Origin of the sequence: Eikenella longinqua, assembly GCF_001648355.1 — a bacterium.
GTDB classification, from domain to species: domain Bacteria; phylum Pseudomonadota; class Gammaproteobacteria; order Burkholderiales; family Neisseriaceae; genus Eikenella; species Eikenella longinqua.
This window is the reverse complement of sequence record NZ_LXSL01000013.1, coordinates 90158-115764: the sequence shown is the minus strand read 5'-3', so window position 1 is coordinate 115764 and position 25607 is coordinate 90158. Positions and strand designations below refer to the sequence as shown.

Here is a 25607-nt window from a genome sequence, read left to right as displayed (position 1 = left end):
TACCTGCCTTTATTGTGCCAACTTTTTTCAGGTAGCCTGATTAGGCTTCGCCTTCTTCCATGCCCACAATCGCCAGATTGTCGATGCCAGAGGCCTGGCCGGCATTGCCGCGCTTGCTGTTGAGCTGGATATTGAGGCGCAGGTCGTTTACCGAGTCGGCGTTTTTCAGCGCGTCGTCGTAGGAAATCAGGCCGGCTTCGTAGAGGTCGAACAGGGATTGGTCGAAGGTTTGCATGCCCAAGTCGCGGGAGCGGGCCATGATTTCTTTCACGCCGTGGATGTCGCCGTTCAAAATCAGCTCGGCAATCAGCGGGGAGTTGAGCAGCACTTCTACGGCGGCCACGCGGCCTTTGCCGTCGGGCTTGGGCACGAGGCGCTGGGAAATAAAGCCTTTGAGGTTGAGCGAGAGGTCGTTCAAGAGCTGGGTGCGGCGCTCTTCGGGGAAGAAGTTGATGATGCGGTCGAGCGCCTGGTTGGAGTTGTTGGCGTGCAGGGTGGCCATGCAGAGGTGGCCGGTTTCGGCGAAGGCGAGCGCGTAGTCCATGGTTTCGCGGTCGCGGATTTCGCCGATGAGGATCACGTCGGGGGCTTGGCGCAGGGTGTTTTTGAGGGCGGCAAACCAGTTTTCGGTGTCTACGCCCACTTCACGCTGGGTGATGATGCAGTGTTTGTGCGGGTGCACGAATTCGATCGGGTCTTCGATGGTGATGATGTGGCCGTAGCTGTTTTCGTTGCGGTAGTCGATCATGGCGGCCAGGGAGGTGGATTTGCCGGAGCCGGTGCCGCCCACGAAGATGACGAGGCCGCGTTTTTCCATCACCACTTGTTTCAAAATCGGCGGCAGGTTCATGTTGTCGAACTTGGGGATTTCGCTGGTGATCACGCGGCACACGAGGGCGGCGGCGCCGCGCTGCACCATGGCGTTAATGCGGAAGCGGGATACGCCGGCCAGGCTGATGGCGAAGTTGCATTCTTTGGTGTTGTCGAACTCTTCGGCCTGTTTGTCGTCCATCAGGGCGCGGGCGATGAGCGCGGTGTGGTCGGCAGTGAGCGGTTTGTCGGTGATCGGGGTGAGCTTGCCGTCGAGCTTCATGGCCGGGGGGAAGCCGGCGGTGATGAAGAGGTCGGAGCCTTTGCTTTGCACCAGGTGGTGGAGCAGGCCGTGGATGAATTTTTTCATCTCTTCGTTGTAAGCGGGAATTGCCATAAAACGTTTTCCATTTTTAGTGATAAATCAGTTAAATACATAGTGAATCAAAATAAGAATGGGACAAGGCGGCGAGCCGCAGACAGTACCAGCAGTACGGCAAGGCAAGCCAACGCCGTAGCATTCTTAATTTTGATTCACTATATTTTCAGGTAGCCTCTATGCTGGCACAGAGGCTACCTGAAAAACCAGGGTGTTATTCTTCGTCGTCGGCGCGGCGGAACAGCAACACGGGCACATGCGACTGCCGCAGCACGCCTTCGGCCACGGAGCCCATCAGCAAGTGCAAAAGGCCACTGAAGCCGTGGGTGCCCATCGCAATCAGGTCGCACTCTTGGCGCGCGGCTTCTTTAATCAGCACGTCGGCAATGCGCATGCCGTCGTTTTCCAGCGTTTCGATTTCATAGGGCACGCCGGCCTCTTTCATGATGGATTCGGCATGGTCGGCCACCTGCGCCTCAATCGCATACAGCTCTTCGGAGCGCGGTAGCATATTGGCCTCGCGCTTCAAATCGGTTAAATCCACCACGTGCACCGCCACCAGGGTGGCGCCCACCGCCTTGGCCAGCCGGCAGGCTTCTTGCAAGGCATGCACGGAAGTTTTGCTGTCGTCTATCGGAACCAAAATTCGTTGATACATTTTCATACTCCTTTTGTTTGCAGGCGCTTAGGCGGGATACTGCCGCCGCCGAAGCCGCCCATCCGTTGTCGTCTGAGCACTTGCTGGTAACCCGATTGTAAAGCAAATCGCCGTTTCACACAGGCAAAACCCCTGAAAAGCGCATTTTTCCGGCTAAGATAACAACACCGGCGCATTTCTCTGCGGCACAAAGGCAGGCTACCTGAAAAACGAATGGCTCGCCACTGAGCCGGTTCCTCCCGCTTTTTTCAGGTAGCCTTCCCCGCCGCCCGGCCATGCAAAAGGCTACCTGAAAACAGGCAACGCAAGTTTCTGCGAAGCTTAAATAGTTTTCAGGTAGCCTCTATTTTTACCGGCAAGCAAAGCTCAAGCGCGCGGCTTATCCAGCCCGTACACCTGCACCAACGCCTCGGTGAGGTGCGCCGTTTGCCCGTCCACTTTCGAAAGCGCGCGGGTGGGCGCGTGCAACAGCTTATTGGTGAGCTGCACCGAGAGCCTGGCCAGCGCCTCTTCCGGCGGCACGCCCTTGGCCAGCAGCTTCAGCGTATTCTCCAACACCTGCTGCCGCGCCCGCTCGCCCTCGTCGCGCAGCGAACGGATCAGCGGCACGCTTTGGCGGCGGCGCTGCCAGCTCATAAACTCTTCCACCTTGCTTTCCACCATCTGCTCGGCTTCCGCCGCCGCCTGCTGCCGCGCCGCCAGGCCGCTGTTCACCACCTGCATCATATCGTCCACGGTGTAGAGGTAGGCATCGCCCAGCTCGGCCACTTCCGCCTCGATGTCGCGCGGCACGGCCAAATCCAGCAGGAACACCGGCTGGCGGCGGCGCCCGCGCAGCGCCCGCTCCACCATGCCCTTGCCGATAATCGGCAGCTGGCTGGCGGTGGACGACACCACCACATCAAACTCGTGCAGCCGCTGCGGCAAATCGCTCAACAGGCAGGGCGCGGCCGGCGAAGCCAGCTTGGCGCACAACTCCTGCGCGCGCGACAGTGTGCGGTTTGCCACCATGATGCCGCGCGGCGACTTGGCGGCAAAATGCGTGGCCACCAATTCAATCATCTCGCCCGCGCCCACAAACAAAATGTTCAATTCGCCAATATCGGGAAAAATCTGGCCGGCCATCTTCACACTGGCCGCCGCCATGCTCACCGAATTGGCGCCCACCGCCGTGCTGGTGCGCACTTCCTTGGCGATGGCAAAGGTTTTCTGAAACAGCGCGTGCAGGTTGGAAGCCACGGCCTGCTGCTCCTGCGCCACCCGCACCGCATCTTTGATTTGCCCCAGAATCTGCGGCTCACCCAGCACCATGCTGTCCAGCCCGCAAGACACGCGGAAGGCGTGGCGCACCGCGGCTTCGGTTTGATAACGATAAAGATAGGGCTCCAGCGCGCTGCCGGGAATCTTGCGGTAGTCGGCCAGCCAGCGCACAATATCGTCCGGCTCGCCCACGCAGTATAATTCGGTGCGGTTGCATGTGGACAAAATCACGGCTTCTTCGGCCGTGCGGCTGCCCACCAGCGCGCGCAAAGCGTCTGGCAACATGGCGGCGGCAAAAGCCAAACGCTCGCGTATGCTCAGCGGAGCGGTTTGGTGGTTTAAGCCGATGGCGGTGAGCTGCATGGCAAACGTTTCCAAAATTTCCAAAACCGAAAGCGCGCATTATAAGCAATACGCAGCCAAAAGAAAATATTATTGAACAACTTCAAGATGATAACATCTATCAATTAAACCATCCGAGAGAAAGGAGAAACCCCGAATGGATCTGCACGACATCCGCGAAGACTACAGCAAGCAGGAATTATCCGAAGCCGAATGTGCCGCCGCGCCGCTGCCGCAGTTTGAAAAATGGCTGGGCGAAGCCATGCACTCCGCCGCCAAAGAGCCCACCGCCATGAGCGTGGCCACCGTGGGCGAAGACGGCCGCCCCAACAGCCGCATCCTGCTCCTGAAAGAAGTGAACGCGCAGGGCTTCGTGTTTTTCTCCAACTACCAAAGCCGCAAAGGACGCGCTCTGGCCGCCCATCCCTTTGCCGCGCTCACCTTCTTCTGGCCGGAACTGGAGCGGCAGGTGCGCGCCGAAGGGCGGGTGGAGAAATTAGACGCCAAGGCTTCCGACGAATACTTCGCCAGCCGCCCCTACACCAGCCGCCTGGGCGCGTGGGCGAGCGAGCAGAGCAGCGTGATTGCCGGCAAAAGCATCATCGTGGCGCGCGCGGCGGCAGAAGCCATCAAACACCCGCTGCACGTGCCGCGCCCGCCGCATTGGGGCGGCTTCCTGCTGATTCCCGACCGCGTGGAATTCTGGCAGGGCCGCCCCAGCCGCCTGCATGACCGCATCCAATACCGTTTGGAAAACGGCGAATGGATTAAGGAGCGGCTGGCGCCTTAGTTTGGCAATATGGCAAAAGGCTACCTGAAAGCGTCAGCTTCAACGAAGTTAAAACTTGGGCGCCGTGAAGTTTCTACGAAGCTAAAATATTCAGGTAGCCTTTGTTGGCTTTCTTGGTTTGTTTATCGGCAATATAGCGGATTAATGGATAACAAGATTGACGTTGCCATACGCGCAAAGCACGGGAAAGGCTACCTGAAAAGTTTTAGCTGCGCAGAAACTCGCGAAGCTCGTTTTAGCTGCGCTGAAGCTGACGCTTTCAGGTAGCCTTTTTGTTGCCGGCCAACTTCGTTAGTCGATAAACTGGCGCAGTATGCTGGTGGCTAGGTGGCTGAATTGGCGGTATTTGTCGGTTTTCTCGATTTTGTCTTTATCCAGCCCGATTTCGATGATGACGCCGGTTTTGTTGCCGTAGAGCACGGTGTTTTCGATTTTGTAGGCGCTGTGGGTTTTGCCGGCGCTCTCTTCGGTGGACACAATGAAGGCTTGCAGCATCTCGCCGCTGGCCAGGTTTTGCAGAATCAGGCTTTTTTTCACGTTTTCCGCCAAATCGCCGCTCACGTATTGGAAGGGGTTGGTGGCCACGTCGGTTACGCCGCGATAGCTGTAGATGTAAACTTTGTGTTCGATTTTGTGGTTGTTGAGCAGATAGAGTTTGAGCAGGAGCTGGCGCAGGTCGGTCATGATGTTTCCCTTGGGTTTCCCGCTATTGGCTGCGGTTGGCGCCATTATAGCCAATCTGCCGGATAAGCTCTATCGAGGAGGAAGGCTACCTGAAAAACAAAAACCTTTGCCGCTGAGGAACGGGCAAAGGTTTTTGCTTGGAGACAAATTTTCAGGTAGCCCTCAATCAGGCTTGGCGGATGGGGATGATTTTGGGCACTTGGCTGCGGCGTTTTTTGCCGCCTTCTCCGTAGTTTTCCACGATGTAGTTTTCCACAATCTGCAAAAACTCGGCCGCCATATTGTCGCCCTTGAGCGTAACCTTGCGTTCGCCGTCCACATACACGGGAGCAATCGGCGTTTCGCCGGTGCCGGGCAGGCTGATGCCGATGTCGGCCAGCTTGCTCTCGCCGGGGCCGTTCACCACGCAGCCCATCACGGCCACGTTCAGGCTTTCCACGCCGGGGTATTGGTCTTTCCACACGGGCATCTGGCGGCGCAAGTGCTGCTGGATGTCGCGCGCCAGCTCTTGAAACACGGTACTGGTGGTGCGGCCGCAGCCGGGGCAGGCGGTAACCATCGGCGTGAAGGAGCGCAGCCCCATGGTTTGCAGAATCTCTTGCGCCACAATCACTTCCTGCGTGCGCGAGCTGCCTGGCTCGGGGGTGAGCGAGATGCGGATGGTGTCGCCGATGCCTTCTTGCAGGAGCACGGCCAGCGCGGCGGTGGAGGCAACGATGCCCTTGCTGCCCATGCCGGCCTCGGTGAGCCCGAGGTGCAGCGGGTAGGCGCAGCGACTGCCCAAATCGCGGTATACCTGAATCAAATCCTGCACGGCGCTCACTTTGCAGGAAAGGATGATTTTGTTTTCAGGTAGCCCCAATTCCACGGCTTTTTGCGCGGATTCGAGCGCGGAAAGCACCAGCGCTTCCTTCATCACGGCTTCGGGCGGCAGCGGCTCGGGGCGGCTGCGGTTGGCATCCATCAGGCGTTTGGCCAGGCTTTGGTCGAGGCTGCCCCAATTCACGCCGATGCGCACGGCTTTGTCGTTTTCGGCAGCGGTGCGGATTAAAAAGGCAAATTTTTCATCGCCCTTGGCGCCCTTGCCCACATTGCCGGGGTTGATGCGGTATTTGGCCAAGGCTTTGCCGCATTGGGGGAACTCGGCCAGCAGGCGCTCGCCGTTGAAATGGAAATCGCCGATGAGCGGCGTGGCGCAGCCCATGTCGTCGAGCCGGCTGCGGATTTCGGCCACTTTGGCGGCGGCCTGTGGGTTGTTCACGGTAATCCGCACCATTTCCGAGCCGGCGTCGCTCAGCTCTTTCACCTGCAAGGCGGTGGCTTCGGCGTCGGCGGTGTCGGTGTTGGTCATCGACTGCACCACCACCGGCGAATCGGAACCGACGGCGATATGGCCGATTTGCACCTGGTGTGTGCGCCGCCGGGGAGGAAGGGTTGTGTTCATAAATCAGCTGTTGTTATTGTGCGGCAGCATCCGGCGCGCCGGCGGTGAAGGCGGCGGTTTTGCGGTCGACCATGTGGTCGGCCACATTGATGTCGCGGCCGCTGTAGCTGGCCAGGCTGTTTTTGGCAAAGCCGATGCGCACGCGGTAGGGGCCGTTGCCGGAGAAGCGGTGTTCGCTGCCGGCCGGCACGATTTTGCTCACCAGCATCTGGCCGTCTTTATCGGTAACGGTGAGAAAGGAGCGGAAGCGCAGTTTGATCACTAACTCGCCGGCTGCCGACTGGATGCCGGCAGCCGGCGCGGAAGCGGCAGAGGCGTTTTCCGCCGGCAAGGGTTGGCTACCTGAAATTGCGGGGGCAGAAGCCGACGGTGCGGAAGCATCCTGCAAAGGCAATACTTGCACGCTGCTGCCGTTCAGATTGGGCGGCAGCACTTGGTTTTCCGGAATGCTGGTTTGCGCGTTTTGGCGTTCGTGTTCGGTTTTGGATTTGCCCTGCCACAGATACACCGCGCCCACAATCGCCACGGCGGCGGCCACGCCGAACACCCAGCGCGGGAAGGGTTTGCGCAGGCGCGCGTTGTGATAGGTCATCTTCACTTCGCCGGCATCGGCTTTAGCAGCGGGGCGCAAGGCCGGATCCGCGCGCACAAGCTGCTCGAGATAGTTGTTCAGCACCTCTTCGTCTAAATTCAGGTAGCGTCCGTAGCTGCGCAGGAAACCGCGCACAAATACCGGCTCGGGCAGTTTGTCGAAATCGGCGTTTTCCAGCGCTTCCACCTGGCGGGCGGGCAGCTTCAGATGCTCGGATACGTCACCGATGGAAAGCTGCTGCTGCTCGCGGTTGTGGCGCAGCAGTCTGCCCAGTTCTTCGGCGGCGGCCAGTTGCGGGTTGGAAATTTCGGTCATTTGGGTCTTCCTGTGGTGATTTCTTCAAGTTCGGGCGAATACGGGTAGTTGGTGCGCAGTTGCGCTTCGTATTCGTAGGCGGCTTGGGTTTGGCCGCGGGCGCGGGCAATTTTCCAGCCCAGCAGCAGGTCGTCGGCGCTGAGCCTGTCCACCTTGCTCTGATATTGGCGGAACTGACGGTCGGCCTCGCCCAGGTTGCCTTCCAACATGCGCACGCGCGCCATTTCTTTCTGCGAAGGCGCAAAGCTTGGGTCGGCGGCCAGCGAGCGCTCCAGGTAAGAGGTGGCCAAATTGTATTGGCCGAGGCGGGCGCTGCAAATGCCCTTGTTCATATAGGCCACCTGCGGGCTGGGATAGGTGGGGTCAGCCAAGGCGCGGTCGAAATAGGTGAGCGATTCGTTCAGGCGGCCGCCGGCGTTGCACAAAAACCAACCGTAGTTGTTGTTGATTTCGGCGCTGTTGGGCTGGATGGCCAAGGCGCGCTGGAAGCTTTCCTGCGCCTTTTCCGGCACTTTCAGATATTGGTAAATCTCGGCGCGCACCAGCCAGGCGTTGGCGTTGCGCGGTTGCAGGCGCAAGGCTTCTTCGATGGCGTCCACGGCGGCGCGGTAGTCGCGCGCGTTCATGTATTCGATGCCGAGCTGGATTTTGATGGCGGCGATTTCTTCCGGCCGGTTACGCGCCTCTTTGCTGCCGGTGTGGATGGTGATGCCGCCGCAGCCGGCGAGCAGGGCGAGCGTCGTTAGGGAAGCAATGAAACTTTTTTTCATGATCATCAACCTTTCACAACTTGTAATTGCAGCCATTTCTGCTGGCGGCGGGTTTTGTCTTGCACCTGTCCGGCCAGCTGGCCGCAGGCGGCGTCGATGTCGTCGCCGCGCGTTTTGCGCACGGTTACCACCAGCCCGGCCTGATAGAGGATGTCGCGGAACACGCGGATGCTCTCGTTGCCGGAGCGACGGTAGCCAGAATGGGGGAAGGGATTAAACGGAATCAGATTGAATTTGCACGGCACGTCTTTCACCAATTCCACCAGCTGCCGGGCGTGCTCGGGTTTGTCGTTCACGCCGTCGAGCATCACGTACTCAAAAGTAACGAAATCGCGCGGCGCTTTGGCCAGATAGCGTTGGCAGGCGGCCATCAGCTCTTTGAGCGGGTATTTTTTGTTGAGCGGCACGATTTCGTTGCGGATGGCGTCGTTCGGCGCGTGCAGCGACACGGCCAGCGCCACCGGCATGTCTTCTTTGAGCCGGTCCATCTGCGGCACCATGCCGGAAGTGGACACGGTAACGCGGCGGCGGCTCAAGGCATAGCCGTGGTCGTCCAACATGATGGAAAGCGCGGTAACCACGTTGTCGTAGTTGGCCAGCGGCTCGCCCATGCCCATCATCACCACATTGGAAATCACGCGTTCGTTTTTCGGCGTGGCGCCCAAGGCTTTGTTTGCCCACCATAATTGTCCGATGATTTCGGCGGTGGAGAGGTTGCGGTTGAAGCCTTGGCGGCCGGTGGAGCAGAAGGTGCATTCCAGCGCGCAGCCCACCTGCGAGGAGATGCACAGCGTGCCGCGCTCGGTTTCGGGGATGAACACGGTTTCCACGCCGTTGCCAGTGCCCACGTCGAGCAGCCATTTGCGCGTGCCGTCGCGGCTTTCCTGCGCGGCCATCAGCGCGGGCACGCCCACTTCGGCATGCTTGTTTAGCTTGGCGCGCAGGGATTTGGCCAGGTCGGTCATTTCGTCGAAATCGCCGGCGGCGCCCATGTGCATCCAGCGCATCACTTGGCGGGCGCGGAAGGGCTTTTCGCCCATCTGGGCGAAGTGGGCGGTGAGGCCGGCGAGGTCGTAGTTGAGGAGGTTGGTTTTCATACGGGCAGCGGGGCGGCTGTGTTCGTTATATTTCTAATTGGATAAAGGCTTAAAGGCTACCTGAAAACCGAGTTTCAATGCCTGAAACTTTCAGGTAGCCTGCTGTGCCTGCTGCTTTAACGCGGGCAGATTTCCTGCTCGTTAAAGAAATAGGCCACTTCGATGGCGGCATTGGCCAAGCTGTCGGAGCCGTGCACGGCGTTGGCATCGATGGAGGAAGCGAAATCGGCGCGGATGGTGCCGGGCGCGGCTTCTTTCGGATTGGTGGCGCCCATCAGCTCGCGGTTTTTGGCCACGGCGTTTTCGCCTTCCAACACCTGAATCATCACCGGCCCGCTGGTCATAAACTGCACCAAATCGGCAAAAAACGGGCGCTCTTTGTGCACGGCGTAGAAGCCTTCGGCCTCTTCGCGGGTGAGGTGCTTCATTTTGGCGGCGATGATTTTCAGGCCGTTGCTTTCAAAACGGCTGTAGATTTTGCCGATCACGTTTTTGGCAACGGCATCGGGTTTGATAATGGACAAGGTGCGTTCAACGGCCATCGGGATTCTCCAAAGTTCGGGGATAAGGGGCTGGCGATTATTCATTTTTAAACCGGCTTTCCGCCGCCGGCACGGCGCGCCGGTGCAACAGGCTGCGGCCAGCGGGCGTCATTCTAGCAAGTTTTCCACGGGATTGCTTGTTCGGATACGGATTTTTGCATTTGCCCGCCGAGATTTGCAGCCGCCGTTTTCAGGTAGCCCGAATGAAACAGCAATCCCTATAGCTGAAGCGCTTCACTTCATCCCAAGCAGCGAGCCGCAGGCAGTATGGGCAATACGGCAAGGCGAGCTAACGCGGCAGGAAGTGAAGCGCCTCAGCCATACAACAGCTTCCACAGCATCTGGCTGCCGATCACCACCATCAACACCCCGAAAGCCCGCTTCAGCCATTCCGGCGGCAGGCGGTGCGCCGCCGTCACCCCCAAGGGTGCAAACAACACCGTGCACACCCCCAGCGCCGCCACGCAGGGCAGATACCAGAAGCCCAGCGTGCCCGCCGGCAAACCCGGCACATCCCAGCCCGACACCAAATAGCCCGCCGCCCCCGACACCGCAATCGGCCAAGCCAGCACGCTGGAAGTGGCCACCGCCTGATGCACCGGCACGCGGCAATACATCATAAACGGCACCGACAGCGAGCCCCCGCCGATGCCCACCCAGCTCGAAAGCAGCCCAAACAGCCCGCCCACGCCCACCTGCGCACGTTCGCCCGGCAGCTTGGCCGCCGGCTGCGGATTGAGCCGAAACAAATTTTTCGCCGCCACCAAATAGCAAAACACGATAAACAACACCTGCAAGCCGAAAGTGGGAATCCGGTTCGACACCAGCGAGCCCAGCAGGCTGCCCGCCACCAGCCCCGGCGCCATACGCCGCACAAACTCCCAGCGCACCGCCCCTTTTTTCTGCTGCGCCAGCGCGCTGGAAAAGGTGGTGAACACCATCACCGCCATCGACGTGCCCACCGCCAAATGCTGGCTGTGCGCCCCGCCAATGCCCTGCTTGCCCAGAAACCACAGCACAATCGGCACCGTCACCGCCCCGCCGCCGATGCCCAACAGCCCCGCCAAAAAGCCCGCCGCCGCGCCCACCGCCAACAGCGGCAGCCACACTTCCATGCCCCACATATCCGCCTCCATTGCAAAACCGCCGCCGGAAAACAATCGGCAGCGGCGTATTCATCATTCAGCTTTTCAGGTAGCCTCTCAGTCGCCCAAAGTTTTTCAGGTAGCCTCTGGCCCGTCTTCCGGCTTCGCTTGCGCTTGCGGCTTCTGTTTGCGGCCGCGCTGCCAAAACCACAGCACATAGCCCGACAGGCTGTAGGCCAAAAACAGCAGGAACAACACCAGCGACGGCTCCCAAGTGATCACCAAAAAGCCAAGCACCGCCAAAATCAGCCCGAAAAACGGCACCTTGCGCCGCATATTGATTTCCTTGAAGCTCCAAAAGCGGATCTGCACCACCATCGAAAGCCCCGCAAACAGCGTGATGATCAAACACCACCAGCCCGCCAGCGGCAGGCCGCCGAAGCTGTGGTCCACCCACACCAGGCCGATTACCAGCGCCGCCGCCGTCGGGCTCGGAATGCCGATAAACCAGCGTTTGTCCACCTTGCCAATGAGCGTGTTGAACAAAGCCAGGCGCAAAGCCGCGCAGGCGCAGTAGATAAAGGCCACCGAATAGCCGATGCGGCCGAAATCGTGGAGCTGCCACTGATAGGCAATCAGCGCCGGCGCCACCCCGAAGCTCACCATATCGGCCAGGCTGTCGAGCTGCTCGCCAAACGCGCTCTGGCTGTTGGTCCAGCGCGCCACGCGGCCGTCCATGCCGTCGAGCAGCATCGACACAAACACCGCCACCGCGGCTGCTTCATAGCGGCCGTGCATGGCTTGGGTGATGGCGAAAAAGGCGCAAAATAAAGCCGCCAGCGTGAAGGAATTGGGCAGCAGATAGATGCTGTTTTGGCGGAAAGCCTCGCGGCGGCTGGCGGGCTGTCCGGGAGTGTCAAACGGATTCATGGCAATCTCGCAAGCTACGGTTTGAGCGGCATTATATACCGCAACCGCCCTCCCGCCGCAATCCGCCCCGCTCCCAAGCCGGAAACAAAGCCGCAGAAAAGGCGGCGAAGTGCGCTATAATCCGCCCTTGAGCAAACCATCGGGCGGCCGGAAACGGTTCCGCTTTCGAGCCGCGCAGAAACTCGCGCCGCTTGTTTGGCCGCGCTGAAGCAGACATTTTTCAGGTAGCCTTTTTCAGGTAGCCCTCCCCCAACAACCCCACGGGTTGCAGCGCTTTTATCGGCACACACAACCCAACACACAAGAAAGGCAAAATAATGAGCTTGATCGAATTGAAAGTGCCCGACATCGGCGGCCACGAAAACGTGGACATCATCGCCGTGGAAATCAAAGCGGGCGACACCATCGCCGTGGAAGACACGCTGATTACGCTGGAAACCGACAAAGCCACCATGGACGTGCCGGCCGAAGCCGCCGGCGTGGTGAAGGAAGTGCGCGTGAACGTGGGCGACAAAATCTCCGAAGGCGGCGTGATTGCCGTGATTGAAGCCGCCGGCGCGGCCGCCGCTGCCGAAGCGCCCAAAGCCGCTGCTCCTGCTCCCGCGCAGGAAGCCCCGAAAGCCGCCGCACCCGCGCCGCAGGCCGCGCAATTTGCCGGCAGCGCCGATGCCGAATACGACGTGGTCGTGTTGGGTGGCGGCCCGGGCGGATATTCCGCTGCCTTCGCCGCAGCCGACGAAGGTCTGAAAACCGCCATCATCGAGCAATACAGCACCTTGGGCGGCGTGTGCCTGAACGTGGGCTGCATTCCCTCCAAAGCACTGCTGCACAACGCCGCCGTGATCGACGAAGTGAAACACCTGGTGAAAAACGGCATCAAGTTCGGCGAGCCCGAAATCAATGTGGGCGAACTGCGCACCTATAAAGAAAAAGTCATCGCCAAGCTCACCGGCGGCCTGGCCGGCATGGCCAAAGCCCGCAAAGTGGACATCATCCGCGGCTACGGCAAATTCGTGGGCGCCAACCACATCGAAGTGGCGCTCACCGAATCGCCCCAATACGAACAGGCCACCGAAACCGGCGAGAAAAAAACCGTCGCCTTCAAAAACTGCATCATCGCCGTGGGCAGCCGCGTGGTGAAACTGCCCTTCATCCCCGAAGATCCACGCATTGTGGATTCAACCGGCGCGCTGGAGCTGCGTGAAAACGGCGGCAAGCTGCCTGAAAGGATGCTGGTGATCGGCGGCGGCATCATCGGCCTGGAAATGGGCACCGTGTACAGCACGCTGGGCGCCCGCCTGGACGTGGTGGAAATGATGGACGGCCTGATGCAGGGCGCCGACCGCGATTTGGTGAAAGTATGGCAGAAGATGAACGAACACCGCTTCGACAACATCATGACCAACACCAAAACCGTGGCCGTGGAAGCCAAAGCAGACGGCATTTATGTAACCTTTGAAGGCGAAAAAGCGCCGAAAGAGCCGCAGCGCTACGACCTCGTGCTGGTGGCCGCCGGCCGCGCGCCCAACGGCAAACTGTGCGACGCCGAAAAAGCCGGCGTGGCCGTAACCGAGCGCGGCTTCATCGAAGTGGACAAACAGCAGCGCACCAACGTGCCGCACATCTACGCCATCGGCGACGTGGTCGGCCAGCCCATGCTGGCGCACAAAGCCGTGCACGAAGGCCACGTGGCCGCCGAAAACTGCGCCGGCCACAAAGCCTATTTCGACGCACGCGTGATCCCCGGCGTGGCCTACACCGACCCCGAAGTGGCCTGGGTGGGCGTAACCGAAGAAATCGCCAAACGCGACGGCATCAAGATCACCAAAGCCGTGTTCCCGTGGGCCGCATCCGGCCGCGCCATCGCCAACGGCCGCGACGAAGGCTTCACCAAGCTGATTTTCGATGCCGAAAGCGGCCTGATTATCGGCGGCGGCATTGTGGGCACCCACGCCGGCGACATGATCGGCGAAATCTGCCTGGCCATCGAAATGGGCTGCGATGCGGAAGACATCGGCAAAACCATCCACCCGCACCCGACCTTGGGCGAGAGCATCGGCATGGCCGCCGAAGTGGCCATGGGCACCTGCACCGACCTGCCCCCGCAGCGCAAGAAAAAATAAGCATCTGATTGCTTAGTTCAACAGGCTACCTGAAAACCGTTCTGCATTTTTCAGGTAGCCTGTTTCTCTGTATAGTGGATTAAATTTAATTCACTATATTATCCTGTTCCCTTTCCGCTTCCAGGCGCCAACCATGGTTACCCATCAACCCGCTGCCCAACGTTTTGAACTCACCGAACACGGCGAAACCGCCTACCTCAGCTATACCCTCTTGCCCGACGGCACCTATGATTTCCGGCACACCGTTGTGCCGCCGCCCATCGGCGGGCGCGGCATCGGCACACGGCTGGTGCAAACCGCGCTGGCGCACGCCCGCGCCCACGGCTGGCCGGTACGCCCGAGCTGCTCCTTCGTGCGCACCTATATCGAGCACCACCCGGAGTATGGCGACCTGCTGCACCGGCCGCACTTCAGCATCGTCATCATCACGCTGAACGAAGAAGAAAATATCGCCAAGCTGCTGGGCGACCTGCAAGCCCAAACCTTCAACGATTTCGAAGTCATCGTGAGCGACAGCAACAGTGACGACGACACCCTGGCCGTTGCCCGCCGTTTTTCAGGTAGCCTCAACCTGCGCACGGTGGCCATGAAAGCACGCAGCGTCGGCTTAGGGCGCAACGCAGGCGCCGCCGAAGCACGCGCCAACCGGCTTATTTTCTTTGATGCCGACGTGCGGCTGGATGCCGACTTCCTGGCCCGAGCCCGCCGCGCGCTAGACAACAGCGGCCTATTGGTGGCCGCCGCCCGCCTCCGCAGCCGCGACCCTTCCTGGCGCATCCGTGCCGCCATCCGAAGCGCCGACTGGATAATGCGTGCCATGCAGTTTTGGTTTCCCCAATGCGCCGGCGCCTGCATCTTCAGCACGCAAACCGTCCACCGCCATCTCGGCGGTTTCGACGAAACCATCACCCTGGGCGAAGACTGCGACTATGTAAACCGAGCCTCGAAAAGCTTCCGCTTCCACATTTTGCCGGTGTATTTTGAATTCCACCCGCGCCGCCTCAAGCAAGACGGCCTGCTCGCCGTCGGCCTCACCTATCTGCGCGGCGCATGGCACCGCCTCACCAAAGGAGAAATCCGCAACCATGCCGTCCCCTACCAGCAAGGGCACTACCGCAAAAACGAACCCGACTCCCGCCGCTAACCGCCCAAGCAGCCCAACTGTTTTTGTTTGCAGCCATATTTTCAGGTAGCCTCCCCTCAGCCGCACCGGCATATAAAAAGGCTACCTGAAAGCGTCTGCTTCAGCGCAGCTAAAACAAGCTTTACGAGTTTCTGCGCAGCTAAAATTTTCAGGTAGCCTTTATCCGCCTATCGCGCACTAATCTTTAGCCTCCCCGCCCAGCGCATACCAATCAATTTCCCGCGTGTAATACATCACCGCAAACAGCGCGGCAAACAGCAGGCAGGAGCCCACCAGCAGGTTGTATTGCTGCATTTTCACCAGCACGAACATCGCGCCGTAGGCCGCCGCGAGCAGCGCGGTCATCATATACACCCCGCGCGTGGTGGCCAGCACGAAATGCAGATACCAGCACAGCAGGCTGATACAGGCAAACGCGCCGATGCAATAAGCGGCGGTAAAGCCGATATGCTCGGCCAGCGAAAGCAGCAGCAGGTAAAATATCGACAAGGCCGCGCCCACCAGCAGATACTGCATCGGGTGGATGCGCCATTCCTGCAACACCTCGCTCAAAAAGAACGAGGCAAACACCAGCACCACCAGCACCATGCCGTATTTCACGCTGCGGATAATCATGCGGTAGTCTTCCGCGTCCAACAGCGTGCTCGATTGGTAATACCCCCGCTGCTCCGCCAGGCCGTAAATCGCAAACAGCACCACGGCAAACACAAGGCAAAGCCCCAACACGCTCCATAGTTTTTTCGTCATTTTCTGCTCCTTCAAAAAAATCAAACACGGCAGGACACGCGCCTGCCAACTGCGCCCAGTATGCCCGTGCCGCGTCAATTTCCCGTGGAGCAATAATGAAGATTTCATGAAGAAGGCAGCCTGAAAGCGTGTGCCGCCCGCCGCCCTTGCGTACAATACCGCCGGAGTCATGCCGTGTTATGAAGAAACCACGATTCCGGCCATACACAGCATATCGGGCGCAAAGGCTGCCTAAAAAAGCTACCTGAAAACCGCCCATCCGCCATTTTGCAGAAACCCCGCCCCGCCATGAACCCGCATATCCTCATCATCGAAGACGAGCGCGAAATCGCCGAACTGGTCGAACTCACCCTCGCCCGCGCCCATTTCACCGCACGCATCGCCCCCACCGCAGGGCAGGCACGGCAACTGCTCGCGCGCGAACGCTTCGACCTGCTCCTGCTCGACGTCGGCCTGCCCGACACCGACGGCTTCGAACTGCTCAAAACCCTGCGCCCGCAGTATGCCCAGCCCGTCATCATGCTCACCGCCCAAGACGAAGAAACCGACCGCATCCTCGGCCTCGAGCTCGGCGCAGACGACTACATCGGCAAACCCTTCAGCCCGCGCGAGCTCACCGCCCGCGTCAAAGCCGTGCTGCGGCGCACACAAACACAGCCCGCCGCCGAAGCTGAATCCGCACTGGTATGGCACGACGACGCGCCCGCCTGCTGCATCCGCCACCAAGGGCGCGAACTGCCGCTCACGCAGGGCGAATACCGCCTGCTGCGCACCCTGCTGCACCGCCCCGGCCGCGTGTTCAGCCGCGAAGAACTGCTCGCCGCCATGTTCGGCGGCAACCGCCCCTCCGACCCGCACACCATCAACACCCACATCCGCGCCCTGCGCCACAAACTGCGCGAAGCGAGCGTGGCCGGCGAACCCATCCGCACGCACCACGGGCTGGGGTATAGTTTTAGCGAAGGCTGATGCGGCGTTTTCAGGCTGCCGTATTTTTCAGGTAGCCTTTTTCAGGTAGCCCTGCGCACCGAAAGGCAGCCTGAAACACAGCCGCCGTAGGTCGGGCATTCATGTCCGACGGTTGCCCGAACGCAAAAAAATTGTCGGGCATGAATACCCGACCTACGCAAAGGTTGTCTGAAAACAGTGAGGGTAAATTGGGCTATGACCTAACCAACCCGTCAAGTTATCTGGAATGTTGGGTTTGCCAACCCAACCCGCCGATACTGAATAAATGGAGGTAATATGCAAATGCAAGTCAAGTATTCGGGGAGCTTGGACGTGAATTATTCGCATCCGTGGCAATACTTTCTGCTGGTGTACGCTTTGAGCGCGCCGTTTTGGCTACTGTCTTTGTTTCTCAAACACAGTCCTCTGCCTGATAATCTGCCGCTGACCGACATCGGCGCAGCACTCACCCCGACGGTTGCCGCCGCGTTACTGCGTTACCGCGAGAGCGGAATGGCAGCGGTACGCGGACTGTTTGGACGTGTGTTTGATTACGGGCGGATAAAGCATTCTGCCTATTTTTGGACGGCAATACTGATTTTCCCTCTATTTTATCTGCTGACTTATGTCGCGATACGCCAAACAGGACAAAACATACCTACCTTATCCGTATCGCTTGTGCCGCTCGCCGGTGCGTTCGTCATGTTCTTTATCGCGGCAGTTGCCGAGGAATTGGGCTATGCCGCCTATGCAACTGAAAGTCTGCAACGGCGTTTTACCCCGCTTGTTACGGCACTGATTATCGGGATACCGTGGGCATTGTGGCATTTGCCGTCCATGATTGCCGTGGGGCAGTCTGCCGAACTGATTGCATGGGGATTGGCTGGGACGGTTGCCGTGAGAATTATTTATGTATGGCTGTACAACGGCAGCGGTGGTTCGGTATTTGTATTGGTTGCGTGTCATACGGTTGCCAATACCGCACGCACGGGTTTCCCGGGCAGACGGGCGGCATATGAAAACGGCAACGGCATGATTCCATACGGAATCATCATCATTGCAGCGGCAATTGTGATGGTTTTTTGGCGTAAGGCGATGTGCTTGCCATATGACAGTAATCGCAGGTTGGATTAGCCAGTGTAGGTTGAGCCATGACCCAACCAAACCGTCGAATTATCCGAAACGTTGGGTTTGCCAACCCAACCTACCGATACTGATGCGGCGTTTTCAGGCTGCCGTATTTTTTAGGTAGCCCCACATACCGAAAGGCAGCCTGAAAACACAGCAGCGGTAGGTCGGGCATTGATGCCCGACGGTTGCCCGAACGCAAAAAAATTGTCGGGCATCAATGCCCGACCTACGCAAGGTTGCCTGAAAATAGTGAGGGTAAGTCGGGTTATGACCTAACCAAACCGTCACGTTGTCTGGAATGTTGGGTTTGCCAACCCAACCTACCGATATTTTTTCAGGTAGCCTTTTTCAGGCAGCCCCGCACACCGAAAGGCAGCCTGAAAACGCAGTTCGGCACGGTCAAAATGGGCAACACAGGTGTCTGCAACCCCCAATGTCTGCCTATACCGCCTCAAAAAACACCCCGCTCGCCATGTCAATCCGCCTGATTTCCCCGTTCTCCAACAACGGTTTCCCCCGTTTCAATACCGTATTTTTATCCGACAAGTCAAACGCATAACGCAGTTCGATAAGATTTATCAGCGGGTGGCGTTCAAACAATTTCCGCACGTTTTCAGTCGTGGCTTCGAGCGGTTGGGGTTTGAGTTCGCCATTCGTGATTTTTTCAACCAGTTCAAACAAAGCTTTGTCGTCCAACACGCCTTTTGCCAACACTGCTTGCCCTTTATATTCAAACAGATACGCAGGCAGGCTGAATAAGCGCAGTTGTTCACGTCGTCTGAAATCTTCTGCTAATGCGGCTTCGGTTTCGGGCGTGTGGTAAGCGGTCAGAAAATCAGCCTGATTTACGCCGACCTGCTCGGCGACGCGTGCCAGTTCGTCCAGTTTGGTGGTCGGGCGGACTTCGGCGATGGTGGCGAAACGCAGGCGGTATAAAAAGGCTTCGGCTTTGTCGGGCACGATGCGTTGCACGGCTTTGTAGGCTAGATTCAGCGGAATGGACGAGGTGCGTTCGGTTGAAAATAAATCCAGTTTTTCCATGGCAATCGGCATTCCGCTGATGGCTTGCTCGGCGTTGTAAATGGCTGCCAAACGCGGCAGATAGCGTTCGATGGCGTAATCTTCGCTGACCGCCAAATCGCTTGGGTTCACAAAGTCATACACGTTTCGCACCAAGCCCGACATAATTGGCTGCACCTCGATTCGGTCGCCGAAATGGGTTTCCAGTTTGCGGAAAAACGGCTCGCTTTCGTAGGAAAGCCCCATCATCGGGTCGGTGAAAACAGAAATTTTGAGCCGGTTCATCGCTCCTCCCCAAAGAAATAACTGCCCACGCTCCACGCGGGAATGTCTTCATATTGCACATAAATTTGCGTCGGCAAAATGCCCAGTTCGGCGTGAACCAAGGCGGTGATGGCGTGGCTGAGTTCGGCATAGCCCTGATGCGTGCGGTTGCCGAACACGGCGACTTTAATGTAGGCAACAGGCGTGTTTTTGCCTTTTAAATACAGGCATTTTTCGCCTTCCAGCCCCACCATCAACACTTGCTCCGATTTGCCCGGCACCAGTTCAATCGCCTTGCCCAAGCCTGCTTTCAGGCGTTCGGCTCGGGGTTCGTCGATTTTCACATTGGTTTGTAGAAAGATAAACGGCATTATTTCTCCTTGTCTTCGCCCCATTTCAACACCAAATCCCGCAAAATGTCGGCAAGTTCCTGCTCTTTTTGCTGGTAGGTATGCCCCGTTTTTTCAATCAAAATGACTTCGTTTTCCACCGCACTTGGAAAGTGGTTGTTGATGTTGTGCAGAAAATCCGCCGGCTCGCCGTAGGTAAAACGGTCGTAAGTGCCAATCAGCAACGCACCCGTGTGGCGGATTTGCTCGATTTGCGAAAAATCGCCGTCCGGCTCAACGTGGACATTGTCCAAAATCGGGCTGTGCAGCCACTGATGGGCAGTGTCGGCAACGCTCGGCAGCCAGCCGAACAGCTCGAACGGCAGCACTTCTTGCCCCATGCCGTCTGCAACCCATTGCTGCACCAACGCGCGCTCGGCAGGCGACACATAGCCGGTCAAATGTTTGATATTGGCAGGGCTGAGCAGAATGAATTTTTCCACGCGCGGGTCGGCGGTTTGCGACAGGTAATAAATCACCTTGTTTGCCCCCAAGGAATGCCCCGCCAAAATAATGCGGCGATAGCCCGACTGCGCGGCAAAATCCACATAAGCCCGCACATCTTCCACTGCATCGACAAAATTTTCGTTCCACGAACCGATAAGCTGCCGCTCGCCCGTGTTCGCATTTTGGATTTCAATCTGCCCGAAAGCATTGCGGGTCTGGGCATAGATAAAATCCACGCCCGCACGGCTCAAAGTCTCGCCGATGCGGTAATAAAACGGATTGGAATAAAAATTGCCATGCACGCCCGTGATGGCAATCACCACCGTATCGCTCGGCCCACCGCTGAATCTCGCCCCGTGCAGCACCACGCCGCTTTGGGTGGGGATGTTTAATTTTTCCATTTTGTTCTCCTGAAAGAAAAAGTGCGGCCGTCTGAAACACGTTGTGTATTGACGCCGCACTTTTCAGGTAGCCTTTTCAGGCTGCCTTAAAAATGCTCCGTCTTATACCGCACACCTCTCTGTTTTGACGGTGGGAAGAAATCCGTTCCCGCCCTTGTGCCTTGCAGCATCGCAGGCGTGTAGCGGTAGAAGTCGGCTTGTTCCCAGTCGAAGGCGGTTTGGATTTCGTCTTCGCGGTCGGTTTCGATGAGTTCCACCAAATTCGGGTTGAGCATAATGCTTTTGCCGATGGAAACGCTTTCTACCCAGCCGGTTTGATAGGCTTTGAGCATATCGTCGGCGGTGTAGAGGTTACCCGAGCCAAAGAACGGCAGGCGGCCGTTGATGCGGTCGTGCACCACTTGCATACGCGTGAGGCTGGTGTCTGCGCCGCGACGGACTTTTTTGTAGAAGTCCCACAACGAGATGTGCAGATATTGCAGCGGTTTTTCGAGCAATGCGTCCACCAGCGTGAGCGTTTCTTTCATGGTGATGCCGTCTGAACCCGGTTCTTCAGGCGAGAAGCGGTAGCCGATGATGAAATCGGGGCGGTGGTGTTTTTGGCGCATTTCGTCAATGGCGTCGATGATGGCAAGTGGGAAACGCAGGCGTTTTTCCAAGCTGCCGCCCCAGTGGTCGGTGCGTAAATTGGTGGCGGCGGAGACGAATTGTTGGATTTGCCAGCCGTTCGCACCGTGGATTTCCACGCCGTCAAAACCTGCTTTCATCACCAGTTCCGCCGCGTAAGCGTAGCTTTGCACCATATCCCACACTTCTTGTTCCGTCATGGTGCGGAAACGTCCGTACATATCGCCGGTCGGGGCGATGACATCGTGTCCTTGCGTCATCGACGGGTCGGCACGCAAGCCGGAATGGGCGATTTGCACCACCGCTTTCGCGCCTTGGGCATGGGCGATTTCGGCGTATTCGCGCAAGGTCGGCAAATGGCGTTCGTTAAAGGCGTTGGGCGATTCAAAGCCGATGCCGCTCGGGTGGACGTTGGTAAACGGCATAATGTAAAGCCCGAAGCCTTCAAAACGGTTTTGCCAGAAGCGGCGGCCGGCTTCGGTCATTTCGCCGTCTGCGCCCGAATCGTAAATGGTCAGCGGTGCGACGGTGAGACGGTTTTTGATTTCAACGCCGTTGTTTAGGATGTAGGGTTGGAATAGGGGTTGGTATTTTGCTTTCATGGCTGCGCTCCTAATCTGTCTGTGTTTGGGATGCGCGCAGTATATTCATTTCTAAAAGACGGATTAAGTAGGTACAATTCCATTGATTTGGGAACCAGATTCCGGAATGGGGCAATATGCAGGACAAATTTGCAGGCATCGAAGAATTTCTCGCCACGGTGGAAACGGGCAGTTTCAGCGCGGCAGGCAGCAAGCTGGACATGACCGGCTCGGCAGTGGGCAAAAGCATCACGCGCTTGGAAAAACGGCTCAATACGCAGCTTTTCCACCGTTCCACCCGCCGCCTGACGCTCACGCGCGAAGGGGAAGTGTGGCTTGCCACCTGCCTGCGGATGACGGAAGAAATGGAACAGGTGCAAAACCTGCTTTCCAGCGAACGGCAGGAGCCGATAGGCAGCGTGCGGATAGATTTGCCCACCACCTACGGCAGAAACAGGCTGCTGCCGAAGCTGCTGGTTCTGGCGGAGCGACACCCGCGCCTGCATTTGGACATCAGCTTCCAAGACCGCAAAACCGACCTGATTGCCGAACATATCGACGTTGCCGTGCGCTTCGGCGAGCCGGACGACTCGGCAGACGTCATCACCCGCAAAATAGACGAAAACCGCAACCGCGTGTGCGCCGCCCCCGGCTATCTTGCCCGCTGCGGCACACCGCAACTCCCCGAAGATTTGGTGCGGCACGCCTGCATCGGCGGCAGCGCGTCCCACTGGCTGCTGCAAGACGGGCAAGGTGCGGTGCAAACCTGCGCCGTATCCGTCCGCCACCGGATGAACGACGGCGATGCCCGCCTGCAAGCGGTGCTGGCCGGCTGCGGCATCGCCCAACTGCCCGACTGGCTGATTCAACCCTATTTGGCGCAAGGCAGGCTCGTGCCGCTGCTCGACAGCCACTCCCTGCCGCCCGAACCCATCTGCGTGCTGTGGCAGAAAAAGCAGCATTTGCAGCCGAAGGTAAAAGCCGTAACGGATGCCCTGACCGAAGGCTCGCGTGGGAAGGCGGCCTACAAATACAGTTTCCACAAAATGGAAACCAGCACACCCGCCGTTTTTCAAGTAGCTTTTTCAGGTAGCCCCAAATACCGGAAGGCTACCGCTTCGCAGCAACCCGGTTTTCAGGTAGCCTCCCGCATCAAAAGGCTACCTGAAAAAAAGCAGGCGGCCTCTCAGCCCGCGCCGCCTGCCGCACCCTTCATCCGAAAGGCCTCCCATGAAGCTGACCCCCCCTGTTCCTGCTCTCCACCCTAGCTGGCGCGGCCATATTTGCCGCGCTCACCTATTCGGGCAGCCCGCCCCGCCTCCCGCCGGGAAAATCGTCTATTTCGAGCAAAACGGTAGATTCGGCGCCCAAACCGAGAGCGGCGAAATCATCGTGCCCGCGCAATACGACAGCGGCCTGATCCGCGAACACGGCGAAACCGCCGAAGGCAAGCTGCTGTTTATGGACATCGGCCGCGCAGTGAGGGGCCGGTTGCTTATTCGCCGTTTTTCCTGCATTCGCGGCAGGGCGTTTTCCTGTATCAGCCGATGATGTACGACATGGGCGCAGACGATTTTGCCGAAGGCCGCCGCCGCTATGTGTCGCCTGACGGCAAAGTCGGCTTTGCCGACCGAGCGGGCAAACTGGTCATCCCCGCCCGGCACGACTGGGCAGGGCAATTTGAATACGGCTATGCCGAATTTTGCGACGGCTGCCGCGAAGTGCGCGCCAACGAAGAACACACCGCCCTCGAAGGCGGCACTTGGGGCATGATGAACACGCGCGGCGACACGGTTCAACCCAGCAACACGCGCCGCGCCGCCAACGATATCGAACGGGACGGCAAATTTTATCCCTACCCGTTTGCCCACACCGCCGTCGAGCGCGCTATCCTGCAACACATCAACCGCTATAAAAACCTGATTGTTGCGCTGTATCTCGTTCGCGTTTCGCCGCATATTCCGCCCGAACAACGTGCCGCCTACCGCTTGGAAACCGTGTCGCGCCCCGTGCCGGGCTATCCGTATTACGAAATCGTGCTGTTTGACGATACAGGCCGTGCCGTTTCAGACAGCCGTTTCCTCGCCGGCGAAGACGGCAAACGGCTCTACGCCGCCCCCGACGGCGACGACAACCCGAAGTCGCTGGAAACCTACCTGAGCCGACAAATCCGTACCGTCCTTGCCGAGCAGCCCGAACGGCAGAAAAACGGCTTCGGGCAAGACAACCCTTTTGATTTGAAAGATTATCCCGAAGCAGAAGCGTTGTTGGGGCGCAGGCAATAGCCCAGCATCTTGCACACCCTCACCGGCTTACGCCCCGCCAATCCGGGCTGCCCCAGCTGTTTTTCAGGTAGCCTCAAAAAAGGCAGCCTGAAACCCGTTGCGGATATTCAGGCTGCCTTTTGGGGCGGGGAATCAATGCCCCGACATATGCGATACGGTATTGAGCAGCACCACGCCCAACAGAATCAAACCGATGCTGACAATGCCGATGACATCAGGCTTCTGCCCGAAAAACACCACGCTGATGAGTGCCGTTAAAACCAGCCCCACGCCCGCCCAAATGGCGTATGCCGTCCCCAGTGGCATGGTTTTTAACGCCATCGACAACGCCCAAAAACACACCGAAAAGCTGACCACCACGCCGATGGAAGGCATCAGCTTGCTGAACCCGTCGCTTAATTTAAGCATGGCGGAACCGCATACTTCGCCCAAAATCGCCACGGCCAGAAATACCCAGTGCATTTGCATATTTCTCTCCCGATGAGTGAGTGAATAACAAGAAAGCCTAATTATATCAACGCAATAAAATAAAAAACAGTCTTGTTTTTAAAGGTTTTTTGTGCGCAAACCCCGCCTTGGTAAGGCAGTCGGGCGGCTTTTTCAGGCTGCCTGAAAACCAACAAACGCCGCCCGTTTTCAGGCTGCCCCAAACGCCGGAAGGCTGCCTGAAAAAGTAGAGGCGGCAGGCGGGCAAACCTTTCGCCAATATTGGCTTCGCGTAGAATACCGGCCTGCGGCAACCCGAAGCCATCCGCCGTTTTTCAGGCTGCCCCGCGCCGCCTTTCCATTTTCAGGTAGCCTCCATGCTCAAATATTTCACCCATCTCAGCCTGCGCCTGTTTTTCGTCCTGCTCGGCGTGCTCGTCCTGCTTACCGTGTGGGCGTTGGCGCACGGCAGCCCCTATGTTCCCCACCTGCTCGCCGCCAACCTTGCCGTGCTCGGCGCGCTTGCCTGGTGGCTCGCCCGCAGCATCAGCCGCATCCGCCGTTATGCCGAAGCCATGGCCGCCAACCGTCCCGCCCCGCAGCCGCAATTCGGCGACAGCTATCTTTACCGCCTTGTGAACGCCGTTGCCCGCCTGCGCGACGAACTCGACCACCGCCAACACATCGAAAACTATGTATTGGGGCTCACCCACGAGCTCAAAACCCCGCTCACCGCCCAGCAGGCCGCGCTCGAACTGCTGCAAGACAGCCCGCTCGCCCCCGACCAGCGGCAACTGCTCGACCGCATCCGCCGCAATATCCAAAACCAAAAACAGCTCGTTGCCCGCCTGCTCAAACTCGCCCGTCTGGAAAACCGCGACAGCCTGAAAAGCACCCAAACCGCCGATTTGGCACAGCTCGCCGCGCAAGCCGCCCAAGACAGCCGCGCCGCCCGGCACGCCAAACGGCTGCACATCGCCTTAGACTGCCCGCCCCACACCGTACAGGGCGACCCGTTGCTGCTGCGCCAAGCCATCGACAACCTGCTTTACAACGCCATCGATTTTGCCGACGAAGGCAGCGAAATCCGCATCCGCCTTGCCCGCGAACGCGGCCGAACTAGGCTCAGCGTCCGCAATCAAGGCGCGCCGATTCCCGACTATGCGCTGGCCAAAATCCCCCAGCGTTTTTATTCTCTGCCCCGCGCCGACGGCAGCCGCAGCAGCGGGCTGGGGCTCAGCTTCACCACCGAAATCATGCGCCTGCACCGAGGCAGCTTGGTGCTGGGCAATTGCGAAGGCGGGGTGGAGGCGGCTTTGCTGTTTCCCAACGAAAGCGGCAGATAACGTCCCTGCTCCCCCACCAAAGGCTACCTG

General features: G+C 58.7%; 27 protein-coding genes. 9 read left to right on the top strand and 18 right to left on the bottom strand.

Annotated elements, in window-relative coordinates; translation table 11 throughout:
- Positions 1-40: 40 nt before the first annotated feature.
- From A7P95_RS03085 to hemA, 3 genes are all read right to left on the bottom strand, one after another.
- A complete protein-coding gene (locus tag A7P95_RS03085; protein WP_067590982.1) occupies positions 41-1207 on the bottom strand; it encodes a PilT/PilU family type 4a pilus ATPase in 1167 nt (388 codons plus the stop codon).
- 196 nt (positions 1208-1403) lie between these two features.
- Positions 1404-1847, bottom strand: a complete 444-nt coding sequence (locus A7P95_RS03080; RefSeq protein ID WP_067590979.1) for a universal stress protein — start codon at positions 1845-1847, stop codon at positions 1404-1406.
- A gap of 366 nt (positions 1848-2213) precedes the next feature.
- Positions 2214-3470 carry a glutamyl-tRNA reductase gene (hemA, locus tag A7P95_RS03075; protein ID WP_067590976.1) on the bottom strand — a complete coding sequence of 419 codons (1257 nt, stop codon included), beginning with the start codon at positions 3468-3470 and terminating at the stop codon, positions 2214-2216.
- 136 nt (positions 3471-3606) lie between these two features.
- On the opposite strand from hemA, the gene pdxH reads away from it, so the two are divergent.
- Entirely contained in the window at positions 3607-4239 is a 633-nt protein-coding gene (pdxH, locus tag A7P95_RS03070) for a pyridoxamine 5'-phosphate oxidase (RefSeq protein ID WP_067590973.1), read from the top strand.
- A 291-nt stretch (positions 4240-4530) separates the two neighbouring features.
- Here the strand turns inward: pdxH and A7P95_RS03065 are convergent, their stop codons facing one another.
- From A7P95_RS03065 to pssA, 8 genes are all read right to left on the bottom strand, one after another.
- Complete coding sequence (locus A7P95_RS03065; protein ID WP_245636551.1) at positions 4531-4923, bottom strand: hypothetical protein; 393 nt, start codon at positions 4921-4923, stop codon at positions 4531-4533.
- 166 nt (positions 4924-5089) lie between these two features.
- Positions 5090-6367, bottom strand: coding sequence for a flavodoxin-dependent (E)-4-hydroxy-3-methylbut-2-enyl-diphosphate synthase (ispG, locus tag A7P95_RS03060; protein WP_067590970.1), 1278 nt, complete (start codon positions 6365-6367; stop codon positions 5090-5092).
- Between the two features lie 13 nt (positions 6368-6380).
- Complete coding sequence (locus A7P95_RS03055) at positions 6381-7274, bottom strand: helix-turn-helix domain-containing protein (protein WP_067590967.1); 894 nt, start codon at positions 7272-7274, stop codon at positions 6381-6383.
- Positions 7271-8044, bottom strand: a complete 774-nt coding sequence (pilW, locus tag A7P95_RS03050) for a type IV pilus biogenesis/stability protein PilW (protein WP_067591150.1) — start codon at positions 8042-8044, stop codon at positions 7271-7273. The genes A7P95_RS03055 and pilW overlap by 4 nt, the downstream gene beginning before the upstream one ends.
- 5 nt (positions 8045-8049) lie before the next feature.
- Positions 8050-9141 carry a dual-specificity RNA methyltransferase RlmN gene (gene rlmN, locus A7P95_RS03045; protein WP_067590964.1) on the bottom strand — a complete coding sequence of 364 codons (1092 nt, stop codon included), beginning with the start codon at positions 9139-9141 and terminating at the stop codon, positions 8050-8052.
- A 116-nt stretch (positions 9142-9257) separates the two neighbouring features.
- Positions 9258-9683, bottom strand: a complete 426-nt coding sequence (gene ndk, locus A7P95_RS03040) for a nucleoside-diphosphate kinase (RefSeq protein WP_067590961.1) — start codon at positions 9681-9683, stop codon at positions 9258-9260.
- Positions 9684-9997: 314 nt separating this feature from the next.
- On the bottom strand, positions 9998-10807 hold the full coding sequence (locus A7P95_RS03035) for a sulfite exporter TauE/SafE family protein (protein WP_067590958.1): 810 nt from the start codon (positions 10805-10807) through the stop codon (positions 9998-10000).
- Between the two features lie 96 nt (positions 10808-10903).
- The gene (gene pssA / locus A7P95_RS03030; protein ID WP_067590955.1) at positions 10904-11698 is read right to left on the bottom strand and encodes a CDP-diacylglycerol--serine O-phosphatidyltransferase; all 795 of its coding nucleotides are present in this window, start codon (positions 11696-11698) and stop codon (positions 10904-10906) included.
- A gap of 317 nt (positions 11699-12015) precedes the next feature.
- Between pssA and lpdA the strand changes: the two genes are divergently transcribed.
- Both lpdA and A7P95_RS03020 read left to right on the top strand, forming a co-directional pair.
- Positions 12016-13821 (top strand): dihydrolipoyl dehydrogenase, encoded by a 1806-nt coding sequence (gene lpdA / locus A7P95_RS03025; RefSeq protein ID WP_067590953.1) that lies wholly within the window; start codon positions 12016-12018, stop codon positions 13819-13821.
- A 133-nt stretch (positions 13822-13954) separates the two neighbouring features.
- A complete protein-coding gene (locus A7P95_RS03020) occupies positions 13955-14965 on the top strand; it encodes an N-acetyltransferase (RefSeq protein WP_218916351.1) in 1011 nt (336 codons plus the stop codon).
- Between the two features lie 177 nt (positions 14966-15142).
- On the opposite strand, the gene A7P95_RS03015 is transcribed toward A7P95_RS03020, so the two are convergent.
- On the bottom strand, positions 15143-15712 hold the full coding sequence (locus A7P95_RS03015; protein ID WP_067590950.1) for an inner membrane CreD family protein: 570 nt from the start codon (positions 15710-15712) through the stop codon (positions 15143-15145).
- A gap of 288 nt (positions 15713-16000) precedes the next feature.
- Here A7P95_RS03015 and A7P95_RS03010 point away from each other — a divergent pair, with 288 nt between their 5' ends.
- Both A7P95_RS03010 and A7P95_RS03005 read left to right on the top strand, forming a co-directional pair.
- Positions 16001-16681: a response regulator gene (locus A7P95_RS03010; protein ID WP_067590947.1), complete on the top strand. Its 681-nt coding sequence runs from the start codon at positions 16001-16003 to the stop codon at positions 16679-16681.
- A 282-nt stretch (positions 16682-16963) separates the two neighbouring features.
- Complete coding sequence (locus tag A7P95_RS03005) at positions 16964-17794, top strand: CPBP family intramembrane glutamic endopeptidase (RefSeq protein ID WP_067590944.1); 831 nt, start codon at positions 16964-16966, stop codon at positions 17792-17794.
- Positions 17795-18232: 438 nt separating this feature from the next.
- On the opposite strand, the gene A7P95_RS03000 is transcribed toward A7P95_RS03005, so the two are convergent.
- The 4 genes from A7P95_RS03000 to A7P95_RS02985 all read right to left on the bottom strand — a co-directional run bounded on the left by A7P95_RS03000 (position 18233) and on the right by A7P95_RS02985 (position 21541).
- Complete coding sequence (locus tag A7P95_RS03000; RefSeq protein ID WP_067590941.1) at positions 18233-19096, bottom strand: DsbA family protein; 864 nt, start codon at positions 19094-19096, stop codon at positions 18233-18235.
- The gene (locus tag A7P95_RS02995; protein WP_067590938.1) at positions 19093-19446 is read right to left on the bottom strand and encodes a phenylpyruvate tautomerase MIF-related protein; all 354 of its coding nucleotides are present in this window, start codon (positions 19444-19446) and stop codon (positions 19093-19095) included. Before A7P95_RS02995 ends, A7P95_RS03000 begins: the two co-directional genes overlap by 4 nt.
- Positions 19446-20312 (bottom strand): alpha/beta fold hydrolase, encoded by an 867-nt coding sequence (locus A7P95_RS02990; RefSeq protein WP_067590934.1) that lies wholly within the window; start codon positions 20310-20312, stop codon positions 19446-19448. The genes A7P95_RS02995 and A7P95_RS02990 overlap by 1 nt, the downstream gene beginning before the upstream one ends.
- 86 nt (positions 20313-20398) lie before the next feature.
- A complete protein-coding gene (locus tag A7P95_RS02985; protein ID WP_067590931.1) occupies positions 20399-21541 on the bottom strand; it encodes an NADH-dependent flavin oxidoreductase in 1143 nt (380 codons plus the stop codon).
- A gap of 116 nt (positions 21542-21657) precedes the next feature.
- Here A7P95_RS02985 and A7P95_RS02980 point away from each other — a divergent pair, with 116 nt between their 5' ends.
- The 3 genes from A7P95_RS02980 to A7P95_RS02975 are packed head-to-tail and all read left to right on the top strand — an operon-like array spanning position 21658 to position 23805.
- On the top strand, positions 21658-22788 hold the full coding sequence (locus A7P95_RS02980; RefSeq protein ID WP_067590928.1) for a LysR family transcriptional regulator: 1131 nt from the start codon (positions 21658-21660) through the stop codon (positions 22786-22788).
- Positions 22751-23071, top strand: coding sequence for a hypothetical protein (locus A7P95_RS11895; RefSeq protein WP_179945890.1), 321 nt, complete (start codon positions 22751-22753; stop codon positions 23069-23071). Before A7P95_RS02980 ends, A7P95_RS11895 begins: the two co-directional genes overlap by 38 nt.
- Positions 23068-23805, top strand: coding sequence for a WG repeat-containing protein (locus tag A7P95_RS02975; RefSeq protein WP_179945889.1), 738 nt, complete (start codon positions 23068-23070; stop codon positions 23803-23805). The genes A7P95_RS11895 and A7P95_RS02975 overlap by 4 nt, the downstream gene beginning before the upstream one ends.
- Positions 23806-23937: 132 nt before the next feature.
- Here the strand turns inward: A7P95_RS02975 and A7P95_RS02970 are convergent, their stop codons facing one another.
- Both A7P95_RS02970 and A7P95_RS11475 read right to left on the bottom strand, forming a co-directional pair.
- Positions 23938-24273, bottom strand: a complete 336-nt coding sequence (locus A7P95_RS02970; RefSeq protein WP_082890701.1) for a DMT family transporter — start codon at positions 24271-24273, stop codon at positions 23938-23940.
- Between the two features lie 41 nt (positions 24274-24314).
- Entirely contained in the window at positions 24315-24545 is a 231-nt protein-coding gene (locus A7P95_RS11475; RefSeq protein ID WP_156503478.1) for a hypothetical protein, read from the bottom strand.
- A gap of 63 nt (positions 24546-24608) precedes the next feature.
- On the opposite strand from A7P95_RS11475, the gene A7P95_RS02965 reads away from it, so the two are divergent.
- Entirely contained in the window at positions 24609-25577 is a 969-nt protein-coding gene (locus A7P95_RS02965; protein ID WP_067590922.1) for an ATP-binding protein, read from the top strand.
- Positions 25578-25607 lie beyond the last annotated feature (30 nt).